At 65.7% G+C, this 25,034-nt stretch carries 14 protein-coding genes; 13 read left to right on the top strand and 1 reads right to left on the bottom strand.

Annotated features, from left to right (window positions below):
- Positions 1–348 precede the first annotated feature (348 nt).
- The 11 genes from ACFOYX_RS00435 to ACFOYX_RS00385 all read left to right on the top strand — a co-directional run bounded on the left by ACFOYX_RS00435 (position 349) and on the right by ACFOYX_RS00385 (position 17,563).
- The gene (locus ACFOYX_RS00435) at positions 349–1,263 is read left to right on the top strand and encodes a DUF2637 domain-containing protein (RefSeq protein ID WP_336636245.1); all 915 of its coding nucleotides are present in this window, start codon (positions 349–351) and stop codon (positions 1,261–1,263) included.
- The gene (locus ACFOYX_RS00430) at positions 1,244–1,648 is read left to right on the top strand and encodes a hypothetical protein (protein ID WP_322442477.1); all 405 of its coding nucleotides are present in this window, start codon (positions 1,244–1,246) and stop codon (positions 1,646–1,648) included. The genes ACFOYX_RS00435 and ACFOYX_RS00430 overlap by 20 nt, the downstream gene beginning before the upstream one ends.
- Complete coding sequence (locus tag ACFOYX_RS00425; protein WP_322442478.1) at positions 1,645–3,120, top strand: tyrosine-type recombinase/integrase; 1,476 nt, start codon at positions 1,645–1,647, stop codon at positions 3,118–3,120. The genes ACFOYX_RS00430 and ACFOYX_RS00425 overlap by 4 nt, the downstream gene beginning before the upstream one ends.
- 504 nt (positions 3,121–3,624) lie before the next feature.
- Positions 3,625–3,825 (top strand): helix-turn-helix domain-containing protein, encoded by a 201-nt coding sequence (locus ACFOYX_RS00420; protein WP_322442479.1) that lies wholly within the window; start codon positions 3,625–3,627, stop codon positions 3,823–3,825.
- An 87-nt stretch (positions 3,826–3,912) separates the two neighbouring features.
- Positions 3,913–4,536 (top strand): DUF1819 family protein, encoded by a 624-nt coding sequence (locus ACFOYX_RS00415; RefSeq protein WP_322442480.1) that lies wholly within the window; start codon positions 3,913–3,915, stop codon positions 4,534–4,536.
- On the top strand, positions 4,536–5,135 hold the full coding sequence (locus ACFOYX_RS00410; RefSeq protein WP_322442481.1) for a DUF1788 domain-containing protein: 600 nt from the start codon (positions 4,536–4,538) through the stop codon (positions 5,133–5,135). The genes ACFOYX_RS00415 and ACFOYX_RS00410 overlap by 1 nt, the downstream gene beginning before the upstream one ends.
- Positions 5,136–5,139: 4 nt before the next feature.
- Positions 5,140–8,649 (top strand): BREX system P-loop protein BrxC, encoded by a 3,510-nt coding sequence (brxC, locus tag ACFOYX_RS00405; protein WP_322442482.1) that lies wholly within the window; start codon positions 5,140–5,142, stop codon positions 8,647–8,649.
- On the top strand, positions 8,649–12,131 hold the full coding sequence (pglX, locus tag ACFOYX_RS00400; protein WP_322442484.1) for a BREX-1 system adenine-specific DNA-methyltransferase PglX: 3,483 nt from the start codon (positions 8,649–8,651) through the stop codon (positions 12,129–12,131). The genes brxC and pglX overlap by 1 nt, the downstream gene beginning before the upstream one ends.
- Positions 12,124–14,619: a BREX-1 system phosphatase PglZ type A gene (gene pglZ, locus ACFOYX_RS00395; RefSeq protein WP_322442485.1), complete on the top strand. Its 2,496-nt coding sequence runs from the start codon at positions 12,124–12,126 to the stop codon at positions 14,617–14,619. Before pglX ends, pglZ begins: the two co-directional genes overlap by 8 nt.
- Positions 14,620–14,630: 11 nt before the next feature.
- Positions 14,631–16,778, top strand: coding sequence for a BREX system Lon protease-like protein BrxL (brxL, locus tag ACFOYX_RS00390; protein ID WP_322442486.1), 2,148 nt, complete (start codon positions 14,631–14,633; stop codon positions 16,776–16,778).
- 137 nt (positions 16,779–16,915) lie between these two features.
- The gene (locus tag ACFOYX_RS00385; RefSeq protein ID WP_322442488.1) at positions 16,916–17,563 is read left to right on the top strand and encodes a hypothetical protein; all 648 of its coding nucleotides are present in this window, start codon (positions 16,916–16,918) and stop codon (positions 17,561–17,563) included.
- A gap of 145 nt (positions 17,564–17,708) precedes the next feature.
- Here ACFOYX_RS00385 and ACFOYX_RS00380 read toward each other — a convergent pair whose 3' ends face one another.
- Positions 17,709–18,713 (bottom strand): hypothetical protein, encoded by a 1,005-nt coding sequence (locus ACFOYX_RS00380; protein ID WP_322442489.1) that lies wholly within the window; start codon positions 18,711–18,713, stop codon positions 17,709–17,711.
- Positions 18,714–19,219: 506 nt separating this feature from the next.
- On the opposite strand from ACFOYX_RS00380, the gene ACFOYX_RS00375 reads away from it, so the two are divergent.
- Complete coding sequence (locus tag ACFOYX_RS00375) at positions 19,220–22,549, top strand: helicase-related protein (protein WP_322442490.1); 3,330 nt, start codon at positions 19,220–19,222, stop codon at positions 22,547–22,549.
- A complete protein-coding gene (locus ACFOYX_RS00370) occupies positions 22,546–24,660 on the top strand; it encodes an AAA family ATPase (RefSeq protein WP_322442491.1) in 2,115 nt (704 codons plus the stop codon). The genes ACFOYX_RS00375 and ACFOYX_RS00370 overlap by 4 nt, the downstream gene beginning before the upstream one ends.
- The last annotated feature ends 374 nt before the right edge of the window (positions 24,661–25,034 follow it).

Genomic DNA, 25,034 nt, shown 5'->3' with positions numbered 1-25,034 from the left:
CCTCCGCTGCGGAGCGGACAGCGACGGCCGGCGTCTGTCACGGATCTGTCGTGAGCAGCTCGGCCAGTGCTGACAGATCCGTGAGAGCCACGGACGTCCGCTCCCACAGCGGCCGGACCGCGTCCCCGTCCGGAGTCCGCAGCGGGCGGTCCGCAGCCGGCGTCCGGCACCCGTCCCGACGGTCGTCCGACGCCGGGCCGGTCCGCAATCCGGTCCCGCCTCCTGCGACTGACGGACGGACCGGAACCCCGGTCCGGGTCGAGGAGGTGATAGGCCACGACAGCACCGATCCCTGACCTGGACACCAGTCCGCGCGGCAGCCGTGTCGAGGGTGTCGTTCAGGTCGTCATCATGCTGGCGATCGGCGGCGCGGCCGGGGCGGCCAGCTTCACCCACGTGCACAACGTGGCCGCCGCGCACGGCCAACCCGGCTGGCTGGCCTGGGCAGACGCGATCGTCCTGGAACTGATGTCCATCGCCTCCGGCCTGGAACTGCGCCGCCGCAAACGCGCCCACACCTCCACCGTGTTCCCAGCCACCGTGCTGGCCTGCGCGGTCACCCTGTCCCTGGCAGCGCAGGTCGTCGAGGCCGAACCCTCGGTCATCGGCTGGGTCGCCGCCGCCGTACCCGCGCTCGGGTTCCTCGTCATGGTCAAGATCGCCCTCGGCCGCACCAGCACCGCCACGCCCGCCACCGCCCGAACGATCGCGGACCGGCGGCCGGATGAGGCCGGGCGGACCCGTCCGGACAGCGGATCAGACGAGGCGACCCGGTCCGGCGTCACGGCGGGGGAGCGGTCCAGCACCCGGACCGTCCGTCCACCGGCTGCTCGTCGCCGGAGTGGCGGACGGGACCGGCGACGGCGAGCGGACCGGGGACGGTCCGCGCAGATGTCCGGCGACGCGGCCGAGTTACTGCCGGCGGCGCGAGATGTTCGGGACCGGCTCGCCGCGGACGGGCAGGCACTGACCCGGGCGGCGCTCGCCGAAGCCCTCCGCGCAGCCGGTCACACCGTGTCCAACACCCGAGTATCCGAACTCCTCAAGACCCTCAAGGTCGAATCGTCGGCACCACCCGAGCTGCTCGTGGATCCGGTCATGCCGACCAACCCGATGCCACCGCCTCTGTCACCGGGCCGGCGCAGCGGTGGCCGAGCAGTCACCCCTGCGCCGGTCGACCCCGGCGGGAACACCCCGCTCGGACCGAACAGTCATCCCTTTTACGACCAGGAGAACCCTGATCATGAACAGCCCCATGAATGACGTTGACGAGACCGCCCGCATCACGACCGACAGCACCATCACCGCGCCCGGCGTCGGGGAGGTGTGGACGATCGAGCGCATCCGTGCCCTCGGCGTCACCACCACCCTCGCCACCACTGCCTCGGTGCTCGGGATTAGCCGGTCCCAGGCGTACCGGCTCGCCGCCACCAATCAGTTCCCTATACCGCTGATCCGGGCCGGCAGCCGCATCATCGTCCCGGTCGCCGCCCTGCTCCATCTCCTCCAACCCGACCCCGCCGCGACCGGCGGCGGGCGACTTGATGCTGCTGGGAAGGTGAGCGTGGATGCGATGACCCCGCCACCAGCGGATTCCACCCGACACCGCTGGCGGTACCAGACGGAGCATCCAGGAGACGATGAGTGAAGGGATCCACCTTCAAACGCTGCGGCTGCCGCGACAGCGTCACGGGCCGGCGACTGGGACGCTCCTGTCCCCAGCTTCGCCGGCCCGGCGGCGGCTGGTCCCGTACCCACGGCCACTGGCACTGGCAGATCGACGTACCCGCTCGCGCCGACGGCACCCGCCGCCCACTCCGCCACGGCCCCTACGCCACCCAGGCCGACGCCGACGCAGTGCTGGACCGCATCCGGGCTGCGCTCGCCGTCCCCGACCCCACCGACCCGCACACCACCGTCACCACCGGCGACCTCATCGAAACCGCCGTCAAGACCAGCGCCCCCATCCCCACCCCCGACCAGATCCGGCGGGCGCTGCACCTGGACATCACCCCCACCGAACTCCCGACGATGCAGGCGTACCTGACCGACTGGCTGGCCGGGCGCAAGAACATCAAGAAGGGGACTCTGCGCTCCTATGAAGGGCACATCCGGCTGTACCTGATCCCGCACCTCGGCCACCTGCGCATCGACCGGCTCCGCCCCGGCCACATCGACGCCATGTACGACGCCATCGCCGAACGCAACACCACCATCGCCACCCTGCGCGCCAGCCGCGACCCCGCCAAACGCGACCAGGTCAAGAACCAGCGGATCGTCGGCCCCAGAACCCTGCACGTCATCCACGCCACCCTGCGCAAAGCCCTCAACGACGCAATGCGCCGCCACCGCTACATCGACACCAACCCCGCCCTCATGATCGAACTACCGACCGCCCGACCACCCAAGCCCACCATCTGGACCGACCAACGCATCCGCACCTGGCGCGACACCGGCAAGACCCCCAGCCCCGTCATGATCTGGACCCCCGAACACACCGGCAGATTCCTCGACCACACCCACCACGCCAACGACCGGCTCTACGCCCTCTACCACCTCATCACCTTCACCGGCCTGCGCCGAGGCGAAGCCTGCGGCCTGCACTGGGACGACCTCGACCTTGACAACCGCACTCTCGCCGTCCGCTGGCAACTCGTCCAACACGGCTGGACCACTGCCATCGACACCCCCAAGACCGCGGACAGCGAAGCCCCCGTCGCCCTCGACACCGAAACCGTCACCGTCCTGCGCGCCCACCGAACCCGCCAACATCGCGAACGACTCGCTGCTGGTGTGGCCTGGGCAAAGACGGGCCTGGTATTCAGCACCCCGACCGGCGCCCGGCTTCACCCAGCCGACGTGACCGACCACTTCCACCACCTCGCCACCCAAGCAGGGCTACCACCCATCCGCCTCCACGACCTCCGTCACGGCGCCGCCACCATGGGCCTCGCCGCCGGCGTCCAGATGAAGGTCATCTCTAGCCGGCTCCGGCACTCCAGCCCTCACTTCACCGCAAAGTTCTACGGCGACGTGCTGCCGGAGCTGTCTCACGCTGCCGCGGAGGCCACAGCGGCTGTGGTACCCCGACGGCGGGGCGGCGGCGCGCAGCCGGCATAGGCGATTTGGCTGCGGCGATCTGGCTCACGGAGATCCCGGAGGGTCGATACGCAGCATTCCTACGACGACGCGAGCAGCGTCCAGGCCGCGTTGCTCGCGAGGTGCCACATCGCCAGTCGCTGCCGAGAACGGTGCCGTTGTCCGGCTGGCGATTTGAGTTTCGGCACACCACGCCTGTTCGACCGCCCGCTACGCCGCTATGGCCCGAGCATGCTCCGCGTCCAAGCGCGCCTGCCCTGCAACCTGTCCGCCCTTGCGGCGCTCCACTGATGAGTTCCAGCGCACGTGGTCAGGTTTCGCTGTCATGTCCGGCCGGGACCGTCGCCGGCCGGAGGGGATCTTCCACACCCCTCCTTCCCGGTAGAGAGCTGGGAGGGTCGCCTGAACAGCAGGGCTTAATCCGGCCACACTCGGTCAGACCGGGTGTGGACCGGCCTCTGCCCCCGCAGATAAGGTAGGCGTCCCCGATGCGCTCATCGCTGGCTGTCGACTGGAGGTTGCACCTTGGCTGAACCCTGGCTGTCCGCCGACGACATCGCTGCCCACCTTGGCGTCACAAAAGACACGGTCTATGCGTGGATTGCCGAGAAGGGCATGCCAGCCCACAAGCTCGGCCGACTCTGGAAGTTCCAAACTAGCGACGTCGATGAGTGGGTCCGCAGCGGTGGCGCCGCCTCATCGGGCGACGATGCGCGACCGGACTAACCCCTTCGCGCGACCGGTCGACCCGCGGAAGTGTCGGTGGGGCGCCATACCCTGAACGACTTGCCTGGAACTGGAAGGAGGTGCCCGGTGGATGAGACGGTGACCACTACGCGCTACAAGCTCTCCTTCACCAGCGGTGCCCTCCTCATGCGTGAGGCGGTGATCGCCGCACCGCTGTATCTGCGTGAACGTGACTGGTCCAAGGTGCGTGCGGTGATCCAGGGCGACAATCTCCTGCAAGCCCGCACGGTCGCGTCTGGGCGGCGCTTCGCACGCGAGGTTGTGCAGCGGCTCGCCATGCTCACCGGTGACGAGATCGAGCTGCTTGTCGACGCCACGGCCACCGAGCGTGCCCACCTGCTGTGGGCGGCTGCCTGCCGCCGCTACTCACTAATTGGTGAGTTCGCGGAGGACGTCGTGCGGGAGCGGTTCCTACTGCTGACAGTGACGCTCAGCTACGAGGACTTCGACAGCTTCGTGCGTGGCAAGGCCCTGTGGCACGGGGAACTGGTCGAACTCAGGGAGTCGACGTTGCGTAAGTTGCGCGCGAACTTGTTCCGGATGCTGCATGAGGCGGGTCTCCTGTCCGACGACGGTCACATCCTCCAAGCCGTGTTGTCGCACCGAGTTGCTGGTGAGCTGGCCGCACGGACGCCGAGCGACGTGCGGTTCTTTCCGACCACCGATGGCGCCGCAGGGAGGACCGGGTGATGACGCGCAAGGAGGTGTCGAGGCAGGAGGAGCACCTGTTCACCGTTCTCAGCGGCAGGCGGTTCCTCCGAATGGAGGGCCTCGGCAACGAGGTGCCGTTCTTCATCTACCCGTACGCCCCGGAGGACGCTCTTGAGGTTGCCCGGTCCAAGAAGCGCATCAAGAACCGGCTCAGCAACAAGGGCATCGAGGTGCTTGAGGTCAACCTCTACGACCTGTCGGTGGAGATCCTCAAGGAGCGCGGTGTGTGGGATCGCTTGCTTGCACTCGAACCAGAGCAGGACAAGGGCGACTTCCGCGAGCTGCTCCAGGGGATGCTCGACCCTCAGCTTCACATCGCCCCGGCGATCCGCGCCAAGCTTGCCGAGCGTGACTTCGACATCTTCTTCTTGACCGGCATCGGCGAGGTCTTCCCCTACGTCCGCTCACACAACGTACTCAATAACTTGCAGAGCGTCGTGGTCGGCAAGCCGATGCTCATGTTCTTCCCCGGCCGCTACGAGCAGTCCGACACGTTGGGGTCCTCGCTCGTGCTGTTCGGGCGGCTCAAGGATGACCAGTACTACCGAGCCAAGGACATCTTGGAACAGGAGGCTTGACTCGATGTTGAAGCTGAACGCGATCTTCGCCAAGGACGTGCAGCGCCCGATCGAGGGCGTCATCAAGGCTGACGACACCGCGCACTTGGGCACCGAGGTTGACGAGTATGTGCTGACCAACGAGGCCGCCAAGGGCCTGGAGCTGCTGCTTGAGGCGTACACGAACTACACCAACGCCAACGGTGTGTGGATCTCGGGCTTCTTCGGTTCTGGTAAGTCGCACTTGCTGAAGATGCTCGCTCATCTGCTCGGCGACGTAGAGGGACAGGAGTTCCCGCGCGAGCGCGTGTCGGAGAGTTTCCGGTCCAAGGCGCAGGGTGCGTTCCTCCCGGCGCTGCTGACCAAGGCCGACCGCATCCCGGCCAAGAGCCTGCTGTTCAACATCGACCAGAAGGCGACGCTGATCAGCAAGGATCAGAGCGACGCGTTGCTGAAGGTGTTCGTCAAGGTCTTCGACGAGAGCCGGGGCTACTACGGCAACCAGGGCCACGTCGCCCGGTTCGAGCGCGACCTGGACAACCGCGCCCAGTACGAGGCGTTCAAGGCCGCGTACGTGCGGATCGCTGGACGCGACTGGTCCCAGGGCCGCGAGGAGGGCGTGCTCGAAGAGGTCAACGTGGCCAAGGCATACGCCCAGGTCAGCGGCCAGACCGAGGGGACCCCCACCAACATCCTGACGAAGTACCGCAACGAGTACTCGGTGTCGATCGAGGACTTCGCCGACGAGGTCAAGGCGTGGCTCGACAAACAGGAGCCTGACTTCCGGCTGAACTTCTTCGTGGATGAGGTCGGCCAGTTCATCGGGTCCAACACCCACCTGATGCTGAATCTCCAGACGATCGCCGAGTCGCTGAACACCAAGTGCCAGGGGCGCGCGTGGGTGTTCGTCACCTCCCAGGAGGACATGGACAAGGTAGTCGGCGACCGCACCAAGCAGCAGGGCAACGACTTCTCCAAGATCCAGGCTCGCTTCGCCACCCGAGTCAAGCTCACCAGCGCCGACGTCGAAGAGGTCATCCGCAAGCGCCTGCTTGAGAAGAACGACACGGGCGAGTCCGCACTGCGAGCGATCTACGCGGCCGAGTCGGCGAACTTCAAGACCTTGTTCGACTTCGTCGACGGGGCCAAGACGTACCGCAACTACACCGACGAGGCTCACTTCGTCGGCACGTACCCGTTCGTCAGCTACCAGTTCCCGCTCTTCCAGGCGGCGATCGAGGGCATCTCAGACCACAACGTGTTCGAGGGCCGCAACAGCTCGGTCGGTGAGCGCTCCATGCTCGGCGTCGTGCAGCAGGTCGCCAAGGACATCGGCGATGTCGAGGTCGGCAGGCTCGCGACATTCGACCACATGTTCGCGGGTATCCGCGCCTCGCTGAAGTCCGCCGCACAGCGCGCCATCGATCGTGCCGAGCGGGACCTGCCGGATCCGGACTCGGACACCACCAAGCTTGCCGTGCGGCTGCTGAAGGCACTGTTCCTGGTCAAGTACATCGAGGGCTTCCACGCCACCCCGCGCAATCTGACGGTGCTGGTCTACGACCGGTTCGGGCTCGACCTTCCTGCTCTGTCCAAGCAGGTGCAGGATGCCTTGACGCTGCTGGAGATGCAGACGTACGTCCAGCGCAACGGCAACGTCTACGAGTACCTGACGAACGAAGAGCAGGTCATCGAGGAAGAGATCAAGAACGTCGACATCGACGCATCCGAGGTCAGTGGTCGCCTGTTCAAGATCCTCTCTGGCGATGTCATCCGCACCAGCAAGCTGCGGTACGCCAAGAACGGCCAGGACTTCGCGTTCGGCTACAAGCTCGACGATCAGGTGTACGGGCAGCAGCGTGAGCTGACGGTGCACTTCATCACGCCCGAGTATCCGTACAGCCCGGAAGAGATCCGCATGCACAGCGCGGGCAGGGACGAGCTGCGCGTCATCCTGGAGCCCGACGAGCGGGCTCTGGCGGATCTTCGCTTGCTCATCAAGACCGAGAAGTACACCAAGCGCAAGCAGACGACCTCGCTCTCCGCAATCGAGGAACAGATCCTGCGCTCCAAGGCGGCGCAGAACGTCGAGCGCGAGAAGGAGCTCGTTGAGCGCATCCGCCGGGCCGCAGGCAAGGCGGATCTCGTCATCAACGCCGCCGATGTGACCTCCACGTCGCAGGACGCCATAGCCCGCGTTACCGACGGGTTCCAGGACCTCGTGAGCCGCACCTACACCCAGCTCAGCTTGCTCGGGGGGTCCACCTACAGCGAGCAGCAGGTCGCTGCGTTTGCCAACCCTGACCAGTCGGGCATGATCGACGACCCGTCGCTGTCGAAGCTCGGAGGTCCGGGCGATGAGGTGCTCTCGTTCGTGCTGCAACGCGACCGGCTCGGCGAGCAGGTGACGGTCAAGACGATCGTCGGCGCATTCCAAGCCAAGCCCTACGGCTGGGACCTCGCCTCGATCGAGGTCATCATCGCCTGGCTCATCGGCAACTCGAAGATCACGCTCACCGTCGACGGCAATGCCCTGAAGCGCACCGAGGTCGCCGCCGTGCTGCGCAACACGCAGAAGCACTCGCATGTGGTGGTTGCCCCGCAGAAGGTCTTCGACCAGCGCAAGGTTGCGGCGTTCCGCAAGTTCTGCACCGACTTCTTCGATGAGGCGAGTGCGCCGAAAGACCCGCTGGAGCTGGCGCGGCACGGCAGCGAGAAGCTGCGCGGCAAGCTCGACGAACTCAAGGCGCGGGTGACCGGCTCGAAGTACCCGTTCGTCGAGCAGCTGGCCGCACCCATCGCGCTGCTCGAACAGGCCGTGGGCAAACCCGACGAGTGGTACCTGACCGAGTTCGGTCTCGCCGACGAGCTGCTCGACGCAAAGGAATCCGTGATCGACCCGATTCAGTCGTTCCTCGGTGGTGGTCAGCGCGCGATCTACGATGGAGCGGTCGCGCTGCTCGCCACGAACGCGAACAATCTCGGCTACCTGCCTGCGGGCAGCGACGCTGACGTGAAGCGGATGCTGGACGACCCCAACGCGTTCCGTGGTAACCGGATGACGCAGCTCAAGCAGGCCGCAGAGGCGCTCGGCAAGCAGATCGGGGAAGCACTCGCGACCAACCGCGCCGTCGTGGTCGAAGCCATCGAGGGCCGCAAGACCGAGGTGCTCGGCAGCGCCTACTACGGCAACGCCACCGAAGAGGCACAGGAGAGGGTCGTCCGCGCGATCGACCAGATCATCGCCCGGGTCGGCAGCGAGAAGCAGATCGCGCTCATCCGCGAGCAAGGGAACAGCTTCGGCGAGACGATCTACCCGTCGTTGCTCGACCAGCTCGTATCCTCCGCTCGGCCTGCGGGCGGCACCGACGATCCCGAACCCAAGCCGGTCAGGCAGACCGTCTCGGTCAAGACGATCACCGCGCCCGGCGTTCACGGTGTGCTGGAGACCACCGAGGACGTCGACCGATACCTCGATGCGCTCCGCGGCGCGCTGCTGTCCACGCTTAACGACGGAAAGCGAATCGCACTCTGATGGAAACCGCTCCACTGAAGTCCTTTGCCACCTGGGCGCGCACCGCACTCATCCGCGAGGTGGCAGCCCGCATCGCCGTGGTCCTCGCCCCTGCGTCACCCGAGCGTGTCGAGCTGCCGAATGCTGTGGCCGCCCTGGAAAAGGCCGTCAAGGCATCAGGCGGCGGCGATGCTGGCCGCGCCGCGATGGCGGACAAGGTTGCATACACTTGGTTCAACCGCATCATCGCGCTGCGATTCATGGACGCCAACGGATACAGCGGCATCGGCGTCGTCTCACCCGAGCGCGGCCGCGAAGGCGGTCAGCCGGAAGTCCTCGCCGAAGCCAAGCGCGGGAACATCGACAACTCGGTCGTCACCAACAAACGCACCGCGGAGACCATCACCAGCCTGCTAGACGGCACCCGGCGCAGCGACGACCCACAGGGCGAGGCGTACGCCCTGCTGCTCGCGGAGTACTGCCGCTACTGGAACCGCTCGATGCCGTTCATGTTCGAGCGCGAAGGCGACTTCACGGAGCTGCTCATCCCGGCGAACCTGCTCGCCGACGACTCCGTGATGGCCCGTGCGGTCACCGTGCTCACCGAGGAGGTCTGCCAGGACGTCGAGGTCATCGGCTGGCTGTACCAGTTCTACATCTCGGAGCGTAAGGCCGAGGTGTTCGCCGGGTTCAAGAGGAACAAGAAGGCCGGCGCCGTCGAGATCCCGGCCGCCACACAGCTATTCACGCCGCACTGGATCGTCCGCTATCTCCTCGAAAACTCACTCGGGCGCCTTTGGCTGCTGAACCGGCCCACCTCGCGCCTGGCCGACCAGATGGACTACTACATCGCCCCAGCCGATGAGGAGACCGACTACCCCAAGGTCGCCAGCCCCGAGGAACTGAAGATTATCGACCCCGCATGCGGCTCTGGGCACATGCTCACCTACGCGTTCGACCTGCTCTACGCCATCTATGAGGAAGAGGGCTACGCGCCGTCCGACATTCCACGGCTGATCCTCACGAACAACCTCTTCGGCACGGAGGTCGACCCCCGTGCAGGGGCGCTCGCCGCGTTGGCCCTGACAATGAAAGCTCGGTCGCGACAGCGCACGTTCTTCAACAAGAAGGTCGAGCCGAACATCTGCGTGCTCGAGCCGAGCTCCTTTACACCGGGCGAGTTGGACCTGCTCGTCACGCCGGACGGAGATCGTGCCGCAGAGGAAGCGTTTTGGAACCAGTTCCGGCACGCCGACACCTTCGGCTCCCTGATTCGTCCGAGCGAAGCGCTGATCGAGCCGCTTCGGAAGCACCTCACGGAAATCGAGCCCAGCGATGGAGACCTGATCTCGAGCGAAGTGTTTGTCCGAGCGAGTCGGGTGATCGCCCAGGCGAAGCAGCTTTCGCGGTCTTACGACATAGTCGTAGCCAACCCTCCCTATATGGGCAGCGGAAACATGGATTCTCGGCTTGCCGCACTGGCGAAGCGCGATTACGCGGCTTCGAAGATGGACCTCTACGCGATGTTCATCGAGCGGAGTCTCGACCTGGCCCATACCGCTGGGTTCGTGGCGATGGTTACGATGGATAGTTGGATGTTCCTGGGGGCATACAGCCGGTATCGCAACTCTTTGCTGAAGGGTTCGAGAATCTCGACTCTGGCCCACCTCGGAACCGGAGCGTTCGAGACGATTGGCGGTGAAGTCGTCTCGACCGTGGCTTTTGCCGCACAGGCTGCGCTAGCGGGAAGCTCTCGATCGACGTTCATTCGAGCCGTCGACGCCGAGGGTTCTGAAAAGGCTGATGCGATTGTCGGTGCCAGGCAGGGCCGCCGCCCCGACCTAACCTGGGTCAGAGGTGTCTCCGAGTTTCTCGACGTGCCCAATACTCCGGTAATTTACTGGGCTTCCGAGAACGAGATCGCCGCGCTGAGGCAGGGGCCATACCTCGGAGACCTGCTCCAGGCGCGGGAAGGGCTCACGACGGGAGACAACGACCGGTTTTTGCGCCGCTGGTACGAGGTATCACTTGCCGATATCGGTTTCGGGAACGAATCGACCGAGGAGAGTATCAAGAGCGGTGCGACGTGGTTTCCGTACCAGAAGGGGGGATCCTCGCGCCGGTGGTACGGCAACTTCGACTATGTTGTCGACTGGGAAGATGACGGTGCCCGGTGTCGGCGAAACGTTGATCCTTTGACTGGTAGAGTGCGCTCGCACAACTACAACGGCGCATTCGCGTTCCGGCGAGGTCTCGCCTGGTCGAGCATCTCCGGCGATGGCTTCGCCGTACGTCACGTTGACGGCGGATTCATGTTCGACACGAAGGGCCCGATGGCGTTCGCAAACCGCGAAGAGGAGCTCCTCGTACTCGAGGGATTCATGAACAGTTCCACGGCCACGCGTTTCATGCGGCTGCTCGCGCCTCGCCTGGACTTCAAACTCGGGCACGTGCTGAGTCTTCCGATCCGAGTTCGTGGAAGTTCGGAAGTCGAGAAGCTCGTGGAGTTCTGCGTCGCCGAGGCGAGGTGGGAGTGGGACATGCACGAACTGTCGGTGGACTTCGCCCGATCACCCATCCTAGGCCTCGCGACGACCGCTGAGGAGGCGGTGGACAGGGCGTTGCGGAACGCGAATGAACACATGACTCGACTTGCTGACGCCGAGGAGGCGATCGATCACTACTTCGCCACGGCTTACCTGGGGTCCCAGCGGCTTAGAGAGGCGGTCGTCCGGCGACCGCCGCAAGCCGAACGTGCCAGTCGTGTCCACGCCGCGATCGAAGATTTGGTTTCCTACGCCGTGGGCTGCATGTTCGGTCGCTACAGCCTGGACGAGCCGGGCCTGATCCTCGCGAACCAGGGCGACACGCTCCAGGACTACTTGGCCAAAGTGCCGAACCCGTCGTTCCGGCCGGACAGGGACAACGTGATTCCGATCGTTGATGGCGATTGGTTTGAGGACGACATTGTGGCGCGGTTCCGGCAGTTCTTGCGGGCGGCGTTCGGGGAGCGGCACTTTGAGGAGAACCTGCGGTTCGTTACCGAGGCGCTCGGTGTCGAGGACCTGCGCGACTACTTTGTGAAGTCGTTCTACAAGGACCACGTGCAGCGGTACAAGAAGCGCCCGATCTACTGGCTGTTCTCCAGCCCGAAGGGATCGTTCAACGCTCTCATCTACATGCACCGCTACACCCCGTCCACGGTCTCGACCGTGCTGAACGAGTACCTGCGCGAGTTCAGGGCGAAGCTGGAAGCCAGCCGTCAGCATCACGAGCGTCTCGCCGTGGGTACGGGCAAGCCACGCGAGAAGGCAGCCGCGCAGAAGGAGGTCGACCGTCTGCGCAAGGTGCTGCTCGAACTCGGCGAGTACGAGCACGACGTGCTGTACCCACTGGCGACCCAGCAGGTGCGGATCGACCTGGACGACGGCGTGAAGGCCAACTACCCGAAGCTCGGGGCTGCGCTCAAGAAGATCCCCGGTCTTGAGGCAAGCGATGAGTGAGTTCACTGCCGTTCGGTCTCACCTGGAGCGTCGCTTCGAGACGCACCGGGTGGTGTTCTGGCACGACCCCGAGGGCGAGTACGCCGCCGAACTCGACTCGCTCGGCTTGGAGGGCGTGGAGACCGTTCGTGTTGCCAACGACGAGTACGCGGTGAAGAACCGGCTGCTGCATCTGGAACCTGACGCGAAGTTCCTCGTCTACCGTTCGGGTGCCGTGCCAGCGGGGATCGGTGACTGGCTGCTCGACTTGGAACTGGCCTACGGCGTGTTCACTGCGGACCGGACCTCACTGGTGCAGCAGGAACTCGGGCTTAACGCGGACGGCGTCGGCGAGGTCGTCGAGGCGCACGAGAGGTTCTTCCGGTCGACCAAGCGCATGCAGAGCCTCAGGGCACTGCTCGACGCTGACGATGACGCGCGGCTGCTGCGAGCCAAGATGTCGGCAGTGCTGCTCGGCCATCGAGAACACAGCCTGCTGGAGATCACGCGCATCCTGCTCATCGAGAACGCCAACGGTGCCGGCACTAAGTACAGCGTCCTCGCTGACTACGGCCTCGATAAGTTCTTCTGGCAGGGCGCCCAGTCGATCTACGGCTACACGTCTCCGGGCCCGAGCATCGACGACTTTGTGCTGTGGGTGTTCCGACAGGCTATCGCCGGATTCAAGTCCGACCGCCCAGGCGGGCTCCGCAACATCCAGCTCGACTTCGGCAGCCTGCGCTACGACGTGCGCAGTCAGAAGGCGATGAAGACGCTAGCGAAGCGCGTGGCCCGCGACTTGGACTACGCGAGCACGATCGAGGACGCTAGCTTCCGAGACCTGCTGGGCAACGACCTGTTCGAGGAGGTCGACCGCAAGATCATCAGCAATCTTGCGGGTGCCGTCGCCGACCGGACCGTCACGGCCCGCGAGGTCACCGAGGTGATTCGCAATCGGCAGAGCAGTATCTGGATCGACGGGTACCGCAAGCTGTACGCCGCGATCGGCAGTGCTTCCGACCTGCTGACCGCGCTCAGCGCGCTCAACCTGTCGATGCAGTCGTTCGACGAGGGCCTGGAGCGGTACCGGCACGACTGGTTCCGCATCGACCAGCACTACCGGCAGTTCGTCTACGCCGCCCGCACCGCCGAGCACGCCGGCCCGCTGGAGGCGCTGCGCGCCCAGGTCGAGAAGTTCTACGCGAACAAGTTCCTCTACGACCTAGGGAATGCGTGGCAGCAGCAGGTCGACGGCATCGACCGGTGGCGGTCCGCCGTACTCCGACCGCAGAGCTCGTTCTTCACCGACCACGTCGCACCGATCATCCGCGACGGCAGGCGCAAGGCCGTCGTCATCATCTCCGACGCTCTCCGGTACGAGGTCGCCGACGAACTCGGCTCACGCATCCGCCAGGAAGACCGGTTCGACGCGACCCTCGATGCTGTTCTCGGCGTGCTGCCGAGCTATACGCAGCTCGGGATGGCCGCACTCCTTCCGCACGGCACGATCGGGCACTCCAAGGACGGCGATCCCGTTCTGGTCGATGGCCAGCGTTCGGACGGCACCGCGAACCGCAGCAAGATCCTCGACACCGTGGACGGGAGGGCGATCCAGGCAGAGGACGTGTTCTCGCTGACCCGCGAGGAGTTGCGAGAGCTGTACCAGCAGCACCAGGTGCTGTACGTCTACCACAACCGCATCGACGCGACCGGCGACAAGGCAGGCACCGAACGCCAGGTCTTCGAAGCCGCCGAGGACGCTCTGCGCGAGCTGGTCGAGCTAATCAAGCGCCTGACGAACGCGAACGCAACTAACCTCCTTATCACGGCCGACCACGGCTTCCTGTTCCAGGACACGGCGCTCGCGGACGCCTTCTACCTGTCGACGCTGCCTCAGGGCGACGAAATCAAAGTCACCAACCGTCGTTACGTCCTCGGCCGTGGGCTGAAGGACGACCCCGCGTTCAAGTCCTTCACGTCAGCAATGCTCGGCCTCGACAGCGACCTCGACGTGCAGACCCCGAAGTCGATCCATCGACTTCGGCTCCCGGGTGCGGGCTCACGCTTCGTCCACGGCGGCGCGGCCTTGCAGGAGGTCGTCATACCGGTACTCGCGGTCAACAAGAAGCGCAAGAGCGATACGCGCCTGGTCAACGTCGAGGTGCTGCCCGAGTCGGACAAGATCACCACCGGCCAGTTGGTGGTCAAGCTGTTCCAGTCCGAGCCGGTCAGCGAGAAAATCCAGGCCCGCACCGTACGTGCGGGGCTCTACGTTGGGGAGGCCCTCATCTCGAACCAGCCCGAGCTGGTGTTCGACCAAGGGTCGACCGATAAGCGCGACCGCTACCAGAGCGCAGTCATGCTGCTCAGCCAGGACGCCAACGGCTACAACAACCGGGCGGTCGAGTTCCGGCTCGAGGAACGGATCCCCAACACGAACCAGTGGCGTGTCTATGCCAAGGCGATGTACACGCTGAAGCGCTCGTTCGCCTCGGATTTCGACTTCTAGGGAGTGCTGCCGTGAGCGAAGTGAGCGAGGTCAGCTGGGAGGCATCCGTTGAGCCCGACGCGCCGGTCGATGCCGCCCCGGCGCAGAGCGAACTGGACCGCAAGATCAACCGCCTGTTCCCGGGCGTTGTCGTGCGCAAGGACTTGGTAAAGGCCGTCAAGGGCAACGCCATCGTGCCGTCCTATGTGTTGGAGTACCTGCTGGGCCAGTACGCGGCATCCGACGACGAGGCCACCATCCAGGCGGGCATTGACACGGTGCGCAAGATCCTTGCCGACCACTACGTGCACCGGAATCAGTCCGAGCTGGTGAAGTCCACCATCCGTGAGCGCGGGCGGCACCGGATCATCGACAAAGTGACTGCCACGCTCAACGAGAAGGATGACGTGTACCAGGCCGAGTTCGCCAACCTTGGCATCAAGGGCGTGCTGGTCGAGCCCGCGACGATCAAGGCGCATCCGAAGCTGCTCGTCGGCGGCGTCTGGTGCATCTGTGACATCGAGTACTTCCACAGCGACGACGCGCGGGTCGTGCCGTGGATACTCGGGTCGATCAAGCCCATCCAGTTGTCGAACTTCGACTTCGAGGGATACCTGGCTGCCCGGCGGGAGTTCACCACCGACGAGTGGATTGACCTGCTGGTGCAGTCCATCGGCTTCAATCCCGAGCTGTTCGGCCGGCGGGCCAAGCTCATCCAGCTCGTGCGGCTCATCCCGTTCGTCGAGCGCAACTACAACCTCGTCGAACTCGGCCCTAAGGGCACCGGCAAGTCGCACATCTTCTCGGAGTTCTCGCCGCACGGCATGCTCATCTCCGGCGGCGAGGTCACTGTGCCGAAGCTGTTCGTCAACAACGCCAACGGGCGTATCGGCCTGGTCGGCTACTGGGATGTCGTGGCCTTCGACGAGTTCGCGGGCAAGAAGAAGCGCGCGGACAGGGCGCTCGTCGACATCATGAAGAACTACATGGCCAACAAGACGTTCTCGCGCGGTGTCGAGACGCTCGGCGCGGAGGCGTCGATGGTGTTCGTCGGCAACACCTCGCACACCGTGCCGTACATGCTCAAGCACTCCGACCTGTTCGACGAGCTGCCCGACAGCTACCACGACTCGGCCTACCTAGACCGACTGCACCACTACATTCCGGGCTGGGAGGTCGATACCATCCGCGGGGAGATGTTCTCCAGCGGCTATGGGTTCGTCGTCGACTACATCGCCGAGGTGCTCAAGTCGATGCGCTCGGCGGACTACTCGGACCGCTACCAGCAGCACTTCACGCTCTCGTCGAACATCTCCACCCGCGACCGCGATGGCATCCACAAGACGTTTTCCGGGCTGATGAAGATCCTCTATCCCCACGGGGAGGCCACGCCCGAGGAGATTGAGGAGGTCCTGCGGTTCGCGATCGAGGGCCGCAAGCGCGTCAAGGACCAGATCCTGCGCATCGACTCGACGATGGCCGACGTCAAGTTCGGTTACCTGGACACCGGTGGAGTCTGGCACTCGGTCTCGACGCTCGAAGAGGACGAGTACCCGGCCTACTACTACCGCGAGCGCCGCGAGGGCACCGAAACCACGGCCGATGGAGGCGAACCGACGCCAGGTGGCTCGGCACCGACCGTGGAGGCCGAAGCACCGCGCCAGCCCGAGCCAGTCACCGAGCCGCCGCTATTCGAGGGGCACCGGGAGTTTCAGGAGAACCAGCGTGGCGTCTCATTCGACACGCTCATCATCCCGTACCTGCGTGGCGCGGGGCAGATAACGATCGTCGACCCCTACATTCGCCAGTTCCATCAGGCCCGCAACCTCATGGAACTCATTGAGGCGATTGCCAGGACGAAGGACGCAGCCGACGAAGTCAACGTCAAGCTCCTCACCGCGGAGAACATCGAGAGCGCGGACAAGCTGCGCAAGCAGCTTGAATTCCTCGTCAAGATCAAGCAGGGCGCGGCAGCGGGAGGCATCAACTTTGACGTTGCGTTCGACGACACGATTCACGACCGCTCGATTGTCACGGACGCGGGCTGGAGAATCCTCCTCGGCCGTGGCCTCGACATCTTCCAGTACGTCACCGGCGACGCCTTTGACCTCGCGACCAAGCTTCAAGCGTTCCGCCAAGTCAAGGCATTCGGGATAACCTATATCCGCGAGGGCGGGTGACCGAGGTGACGGCAACTGTGGTGCGGTGGGGGATGAGCGAGTTAGGCCGCCACACCTCACGCACGCTTCACCGTATATTCCGCTGACCAAGAGGGGTGGCAAGCCTGGCAGTGAAACGAGTCGCGATCGTCGATGTGATGTCCACCGATGTGATAGCGGTGGTAGATGCCTGCCGCTGCTTCGAGTGGGCGCCCTACCCGGGCGGCTGGCGGGGCGAAGTCGAGGCGGCCTTGATCGATGCGGTGCTTTCCATCCAGGCCAGGTACGGGCGTCCGGATAACGGTGTGCGGGGTGCGCTCGCACGGTACCGCCGGCACGAGGACAGGCAACGCCTGGACGATCTCACCCGGCTGGCCGCATGGTCGGCGAAAGACCTGCAGGATGTGCTTGAAATCGCGCAGCGGACAGCCGGCGTGCCCAAGGCGGCGGCGATCGTTGAAGCGGCGACGGCGCTGGTCGCCGTTGGCGTGCGGCACGCCCACCAGGTGGAAGCTGACGACGACGCACGCAGGGCTGGCCAGCGGCGCGCCTACACGTCGGTGCGCGGCCTCGGCGAGGTTACGTGGGAGTACCTCGGTATGAGTCTCGGCATCCCCGGAGTGAAGGCCGACACCTGGATCATCCGATTCGCCTCCAACGCCATCGGCCGTCACGCCGGTCGAGACCAGGCACGAGCGCTCGTGATGGCGGCTGCGGCGGAGTTCGGCGTGGATTCGATCCGTCTTGACTACGCCATCTGGCGGCACATGAGTACGACCGCACGCAGGCGTCGACGCCCACCCTGATGGGTGAGGCCTCACCCTGGCGGCGCTCACATTGCCCCGATTGGCATTAGGCCTCTGGGGGTCAACGGAGGTGGGAGCAGCTGACGACCACGCATCCCGCATCCCGGTGCCGTCGCCCGGAGTGGTGTCGAGTCCCGGCACTCTGCTATGCAGGCTCGCGATCTTGCTCCCACTGCTTCAGCCAGGCTTTCCTGGCGCGGCCGGCAGGTGATTCGGGATTGCGGGCAGCCTCCACGATCTCCGCGATCCGGGGGCTTCGATCGGCGAGCACGTCGAGGATGGCATCCACCATCGGCGGTTCCAGCGCCAGTTGTAGCGTCCACTCGCTGCTGTCATAGCAGCCGAAGATCGGATTCTCCTGGTCAACCTCGACGAGCCGGCTCCCAGGAACGGCCTCGCCGTTGTGGCCCCCTGTACTCGCTTCGACGAACAGTTGCGCCAGCAGCTCCTCCCCAACAGGGCTGCCAAAGAAGTTCGTTGATAGTGAGCCGTCCAAGAGCCAGTCGACGAACGCTACGGCGTCGTCACCGCGTCGCGCGAGATCGACGTCGTCGGGCTCGGATTCGTCAAACCTAGTGGTGCAGGCCACGACACCGGAAGTAACAAGCCCAATCGTCGTCCGATCGGTGCCGGAAGTCATACTGGCCGTTTCGGTGAAGCTCAACTCGCCCCACCTCGGGGACAGAAGCGGCTCCGTTCCCCACCAGTCGGGGTCCTCGGGCAGGAACCGCTCACCTTCCGACGTGGAGAAAATAGGCCAGCGAGCACCGTTGACGTACAGCACACGATGCATCCCTCTCTCCTGTGCGCTCTCGGCTTCTTCGATGTGCTTCTCCCACATGCCGTCAGACCACAGGCTCCGATCGACGACTTCCCCGCCACCAGGGGCAGAAAGCGCCAGTGGCAAGTGCCGTAGCGACTCCTGGGTTGCCTGGACCCGGGTGACCTCATTCGGGTGGACCTCACTGAGGGTCAGGTCGGCGCTGATGAGCACGGCTACATCACTGCCAGGACAGGGGACCTCCAGCCCGTCGGCGCTGAGTCGCCACAGCATCTCTCCCCTCCGGAGCACCTGCACCCGCTCGAGCAAGCGCTCTTCCTCGCCTCGGGGGCTGTAGCGCGCAATCTCATACACGAGCTCGCCGTCCATGCTGTTCTCCCCTGGTCATCGTCGTTCCCAGCTATCGGCCGGTTCGCAGCGGTCCTGAACCTGGTCCACCGCCGATTGTGAGACTGCCGTGCCCGTCAACAGCTTCGAACGCATCGGCGGACGGTGGATCATCAGCGGCGACCAGTCTAAAAGTTCGGCCTTTCGTGCGGGCCCGCGGACCTCCCCGGCGTGTAGCGGCTGGCAAGGTCTTTTATCACGAGTCCCTCGATGCCGGCACCGGTCCACCATCGGAAGCTGGTGTGCATGGCTCACGCTGGCGTGATGCCGAAACGCTCACGCCAGGTATCCGCCGGACCGGTGTTACGCAGGGGCCTCGGCGAATCGCACAACTCGCGTTGGCTGTTCGGCCCAGAGACGCGGTGGTGCCCGGCTGCGTAGGCTTGCGGGACAATGACCAGGGTTCGGCCCCTGGCTCCTTTCTACCCGGCAACTGGCGGACAGCAAGGAGTGCCTGCTCGGTGACGCCCCCCTCATCGACTGGTGATGTGACGTTCGGATATTTCCCCGACCATGAGCGGATCGACGTCGCGCTCGACCGGGGTCGGTTCGCGCGCGCGCTCGTCCTGGACACGCCCGTGCGGTCGCTCGCCGATCAGGTAAGCGAGTGCCGGGTGCTGTGGCACCCGGAGGTGGAACTCCCCGAGGGCGTCTACTGGTTCCAAGGGGTCGAGGACGGCCCGGTCATCGTCCAGGTCGCGGCCGGTGCTCTGCCGGGCGGCGCCATGGTGGAGTCACCCTATGGCCTCGACGCCGAGCATCCGCTGCTCGCCGCGTGGGGCTGGGCGGAGGATCTGTGGCACAAGGCTGCGGTGGTCCCTGCTCCGCTCTTCGCGCTCAGCGAGGCTGCCCTCACTCACCCCGGTGGCGTGGACGTGGTGGTGCGCGACCGCAAGTTCCTTCGCGAGCATTGGTCCTACACGGTGATGGTTGAGGGCCGCCAGCAGGACGTCGTGGAGTCGCGGCTGCGTCCATTTCCGAAAATCGACAACCCGCCGACCTGGGTGACCCGCGAGCCGACCCCGGCGAGCAGGTTCGGTGCCACCCTCACCCGTGCCAAGCTGCTGGGTAAGTTCGCCAACACGCTTTTTTCGTTTCGCGCCACGCGGACGACGTTCCGGCCCTACCAGTTCAAGCCGGTGCTCAAGCTGCTGCAAACCGGCAAGGCGAGGTTGCTCATCGCTGACGAGGTGGGCCTGGGCAAGACCATCGAGGCGGGCCTGATTTGGACCGAGATGGAAGCCCGCGGAGAGGCCGACCGGGTCCTGGTCGTGTGCCCGTCGAGCCTGGTGGGCAAGTGGAAGCAGGAGATGGAGGACCGCTTCGAGTTCGAGCTCACGGAGCTCGACAGCGCGGGCTTGAAGTCCTTTCTCCAGCGCCACCAGCAGAACCGGTTGCCTGCCCGCCAGGCCTACATTTGCAGCCTCGAACGTCTGCGCACATGGGGCGGGCTGGAGGATCTTCGGGCCGTGCCGCCCGTGTTCGATCTGGTGATCGTTGACGAGGCGCACTCCATGCGCAACCAGGACACCAAGAGCTACGCGCTCGGCACGGAGCTGGCGGACTGGGCCGCGAGCCTGGTCTTCCTCACCGCGACGCCGATCAACCTCCGCGAGCAGGACCTGCTCAACCTGCTCGAACTCCTCGTGCCAGAGGACTACGGGAGCAGCCTGGACCTGCAGCTACGGCTGGAGCCCAACCGGATCATCAACGCCGTCACGGCGCGCCTCGTCGAGAAGGGGGTCCGCGGCCGGGAGCTGATCGCCCAGCTCGGTGAGCTCAGGACCACATCGCTCGGTGGCGCGCTCATGCGGCGGCCCGACTTCGGGCTCCTGCGTGACGTGCTGGTTAAGGACGAGCTGACGCCGCACGACATCGTCGACGCCAAACGCTACCTGGCCGGACTGAACACCCTTTCCACCGTCATCACGCGCACCAAGAAGGTCGAGGTCGACGACCGCAAGGCCAAGCGCACTGAGGACCGGCGAAAGATCAACTGGACCGACGTGGAGTCGGACTTCTATAAGGAGTACGTTCGGTGGTGCTCGGACCGGGCCGCGGCGATGGATAGCAATCTCTATTTCGCGATGCAGATGCCGCTGCGCCTGGCCAGCGCATGCCTTCCGATGGCGCGGAAGGCGGTGCTCGACCCGGGCGCCTTCGACATCACCGATGCTGACTCGGATGCGGCCGCCTACCGACTCGAACCGCACGCCGAGCTTGTCGCTGCCGCCCAGCGCCTCCCCGAGCACGTCGACACCAAGTTCGACACCGTGCGGAAGGTGCTGCGACGGTTGCACCAGCAGGAGCGGCAGGCGCTGCTCTTCACACACTCCCGCCCGACCCTGGCCTACCTCGCCGGCCGGCTCGGCACCGAGTTCAAGGTCGCGGTCATGCACGGCGGAGTCAGCCGCGAGACGCGGCGCCAGATCATGGCCGACTTCCGTGCCGGTGGCTATGACTTCGTGCTCGCCAACCGGGTGGCCAGCGAGGGCCTGGACTTCGAGTTCTGCTCGGCCGTGATCAACTATGACCTGCCGTGGAACCCCATGGAGATCGAGCAGCGCATCGGCCGCATCGACCGGATCGGGCAGAAAGAGGAGACGATCCTCGTCGTCAACTTCGTCAACGAGGAAACCATCGACGAGCGCATCCTTGCCCGCCTGCTGGATCGCATCGAGATCTTCGAGTCATCCATCGGCGCACTGGAACCCATCATCTCCGCGCAGGCGCCCAAGGCGCTGCAGGCCGGCTTCGACTTCACCCTCACGCTAGCGCAGCGAGAGCAGAAGCTGCACGAGGCGCTGACCGCCATCGAGGAGCAGCGCGCCGGCCTGCGGGACATCTCGGACGCGTCGAACGCGCTGCTGGTGGGCAACGACGTCGACGTCGCCGGGCTCGAGGACGACCTGGTGAGGACAGGCCGCTACATCGGGCAGCGCGAGCTTGCCCTGCTGCTCGACGACTGGGCGCGGACCGATGCCGCGACCGGCGTGAAGGTCGCACCCGACGGCCTCACCCTGGAGCTACGGGGCAACGCCGCCATGGCCGCCCGCGTCGACGATCTCGCCAAGTCCGCGCAGCGCTCCCGCACCGAGACTCGGTCGATCTCCGCGCAACTGCGCAACGAACTGCCGCTCACGCTCGTCCTCGACCAGGAGCACGCCCGCACCCACGGCGGCACCCTGCTCACCGCCACCAGCCCACTCACTATGGCGGCCGCGGCCATTCCCGGTCATCGGCAGGCACGCTTCGCGTCGCTGCGGATCACGGGAGACCCGGACGAGGTCGCGCCCGGCACCTACGTCGTCGTCCTCGCGACGGCGGCGACCGCATCCCGACGTGGCGACGAGATCTGGGGTGCCGCCGTCACCGAGACCCGGCGCAACGCCGGCGACGGACCCGTCGACGCCCTGCTGGCCGCGCTGGCAGAGGGGAAGCTCGCCGACGCGCCGCTTCCCACGATCGACCGGCTCCCCAGGCTCGCCGAGCGCGCGACGGACCGCCTGCACTTGCGCCACCTTGACGAGCAGGCCCGGCGGGACGTCGAGTTCGCAGCGCTGCAGGAGGCGCGGATCGTCACGGTTACCGCCCAGCACGAGCGCAAGCTGGCGACGATCCGCAAGCGCATCGAGACCGCACTGTCACGCGGCCGCGGGCACAGGGCCGTCGCGGGATTCCGAGGCCAGGAACGCCGCGCGGAGGAGAAGTTCACCGCATTGCTGGAAGACATCCGCACCGCGGGCCAACCGGAGATCCGGCTGGAGCCGCTCGCCGCATGTGTTGTCCAGATCGTCGACGGGACGGAGACGGGATGACCCTGGAAAGGAAGCAACTCGATCTCGAAGACGAGCGGACCGCGCAGAAGCGCTACCGCCGCCAGGTTCAGGACCGTGCCAGCCGACCCATCACATATCAGGGATCGCGCAACAGCTTATGGACAGGCACGGGATTGCCGAAAAGCGCCGTCATGCCGCTTGGCGCTCTCATCGGCCGCGTGGCCCTCCGCGAGCCCGACGAGGAGGACCTCGACGGGGGCAGCGACTTCTACATCGGCGAAACCAAGGCCAACCTCGATGGCGTCGACGTCTTCAGCTGGGCCGCTCCCGTCGCCTGCACGTTCTTCCGCGGGTCCCGCCACCACGAGCTCTGCGACGAGGTCGCCGTCATCCGCGCCTTCGAGCACCGCGGCGACGAGATCGTCGACTTCCACGACGAGCCGGTGGGCGACGAGATGCCAGCGCAGCCCTTCCGCAAGCGCGCACTCACCGTCCCCGCCGCACCGAGTCGCACGCTCCGCCCACCTGCAGCGCCCCGCGCGGCGCCACTGCCCCCGGCGCCACCGTCACCAACGCAATCCCCTTCCGCGAAGCCGACGGCAGCGCAGAAGCCCGCAGCGCCCACCCCGGCCGCGGGCTCCACACCGCCAGTAGCTCGCCAACGCAGCTCGCTCCCGGCCCCGTTGTCGCCTGATGCCGCGGCCACTGCGCCGCCGTCCGCACGCCCAGCTCCTCCCGCCGTACGGCCCGAGCCTCCGGCCTCACGCCCGGCCGCTCCGGCCGGGCAGAGCGCCGCAGCGCCACCAGTGCGTGCGGAGGCGCTGCTGCGTGCTCGGCTCGCTGCGCCACGCGCGAAGAGCCTCGCACCGGTGCTCGCAACGCTCCAGCCGGACCAGTACGACCTCGTCACCGTGCCGGCGATGGACAGCATGATCATCGAAGGTCAGCCCGGCACGGGCAAGACCATCATCGCCTCTCATCGGGCGGCCTACCTCGTCAGCGATGGCACTCCTCCCGAGAACAGCCTCGATGGCAACGTCCTGATCGTGGGACCGACCAGTGGCTACTCGGAGCACATACGGGCGGTGATCGATCGGCTTACCAGCGGATCGAAGCGGGTTCGGGTGCTCTCGCTGCCTGAGCTGATGCGGCACCTGCTCCACCTCCGGCATGAGCCGCGTGGCCCAGTCTCCCGTTCCTGGCAGGACTTCGCCAAGATGCTGGCCGTGTTGGTGCGCGCAGCGGTCGCGCGACTGAAGGCCACCGGCATGATGCCCACACTTGACGGCGTCTACGAGCACGTGCGCCGCAACGGCAGCAGCGAATACCCATTGACGAAAGATCCGGAGTGGATCAAATACCTGGGTGGCCTCCCACCGGTCCGGGATGCGCGGACCATACGCGCGCATACCCCATTACTCGCGATCATCCAATGGGAGGTCGCCAAGCCACGCGATCTCGTGGGCATTGAACACATCATCGTCGACGAGGCGCAGGACGTGACCCCGCTGGAGTGGCACCTGCTAACGTCGATGAACGAGGCCCACGCATGGACCATCGTCGGCGATCTCAACCAGCGGCGCTCCGACTACACCCCTGGGTCGTGGACGCAGGTGCTGGATCTGCTCGCCATACCCTACGGCGATCCGCCGATACACCGGCTCGAACGTGGTTACCGGTCCACCCGACCGATCCTCCAATACGCCAACCGGCTCCTCCCGCCTGCGGAGCGTGTGGTCCTGGCCTTCCAGGAGGAGGGGCCTGAGCCGACGGTCAAGCGGTGCCAGCGGTCGGATCTGGGCACCACGGTGCTCCACCACGTGATCCGTTTGCAGGTGGCCTATCCTCAGGGCACTGTCGCCGTCATCACCGCCGATCCAAAGACAGTGGAGACCATGTTGCACCGGGCGCGCTGGGTGAGATCCCGGCAGAACGGTTCCACCTGGCAAGACTCAGGCCGGGAGGTGACCGTGGCCCACCCGGACACCGCCCGCGGGTTGGAGTTTGACGGTGTTGTCGTGGTCGAGCCCGCCGACTTCCCGCAGAACCTCGGTCGGCAGGGGCCGCTCTACACGGCACTCACCCGGCCGAACCGCGAGTTGGCCGTCGTCCACACCAAGCCGCTGCCTGAGCCGCTTCGGAGGAGGTAGCTACGCCCTCGCTGGCATGGCCCGGCATCATCGGGGTGCTCGGCGGGTGCTCAGGCGCCGTGGACGGACCCGGGGTTGGGTGGACGGAGTGGGACGCCGTCTCGACGGGACCGACACATAACCGCGAAAAGATGGACTCTCGGCACCTGGTTGGACCGAACGACTCGACCAAGATCAGCCTCTTAATCTGCGGGACTGCTTGGACGGCTGCGGACCCATGGGATTGAGGGTGGCGCCATAGAGTCTTTGGGACCCCTGACGTGCAGCGTCCAGGTCAAACCTGCCCGCAAGGCAGGCTTCCCAGGCTGCAGGCGCAAAATCCGCTCGTGAACACCACTGAGCGGTACCAGGTGGGATCGCTCCGGCCAGACTTG

It is taken from the genome of Micromonospora sp. GCM10011541, from assembly GCF_042650725.1.
GTDB lineage: Bacteria > Actinomycetota > Actinomycetes > Mycobacteriales > Micromonosporaceae > Micromonospora > Micromonospora sicca.
Note: the sequence above shows the minus strand (reverse complement) of the source record. Positions and strands in the feature narration are given on the sequence as shown.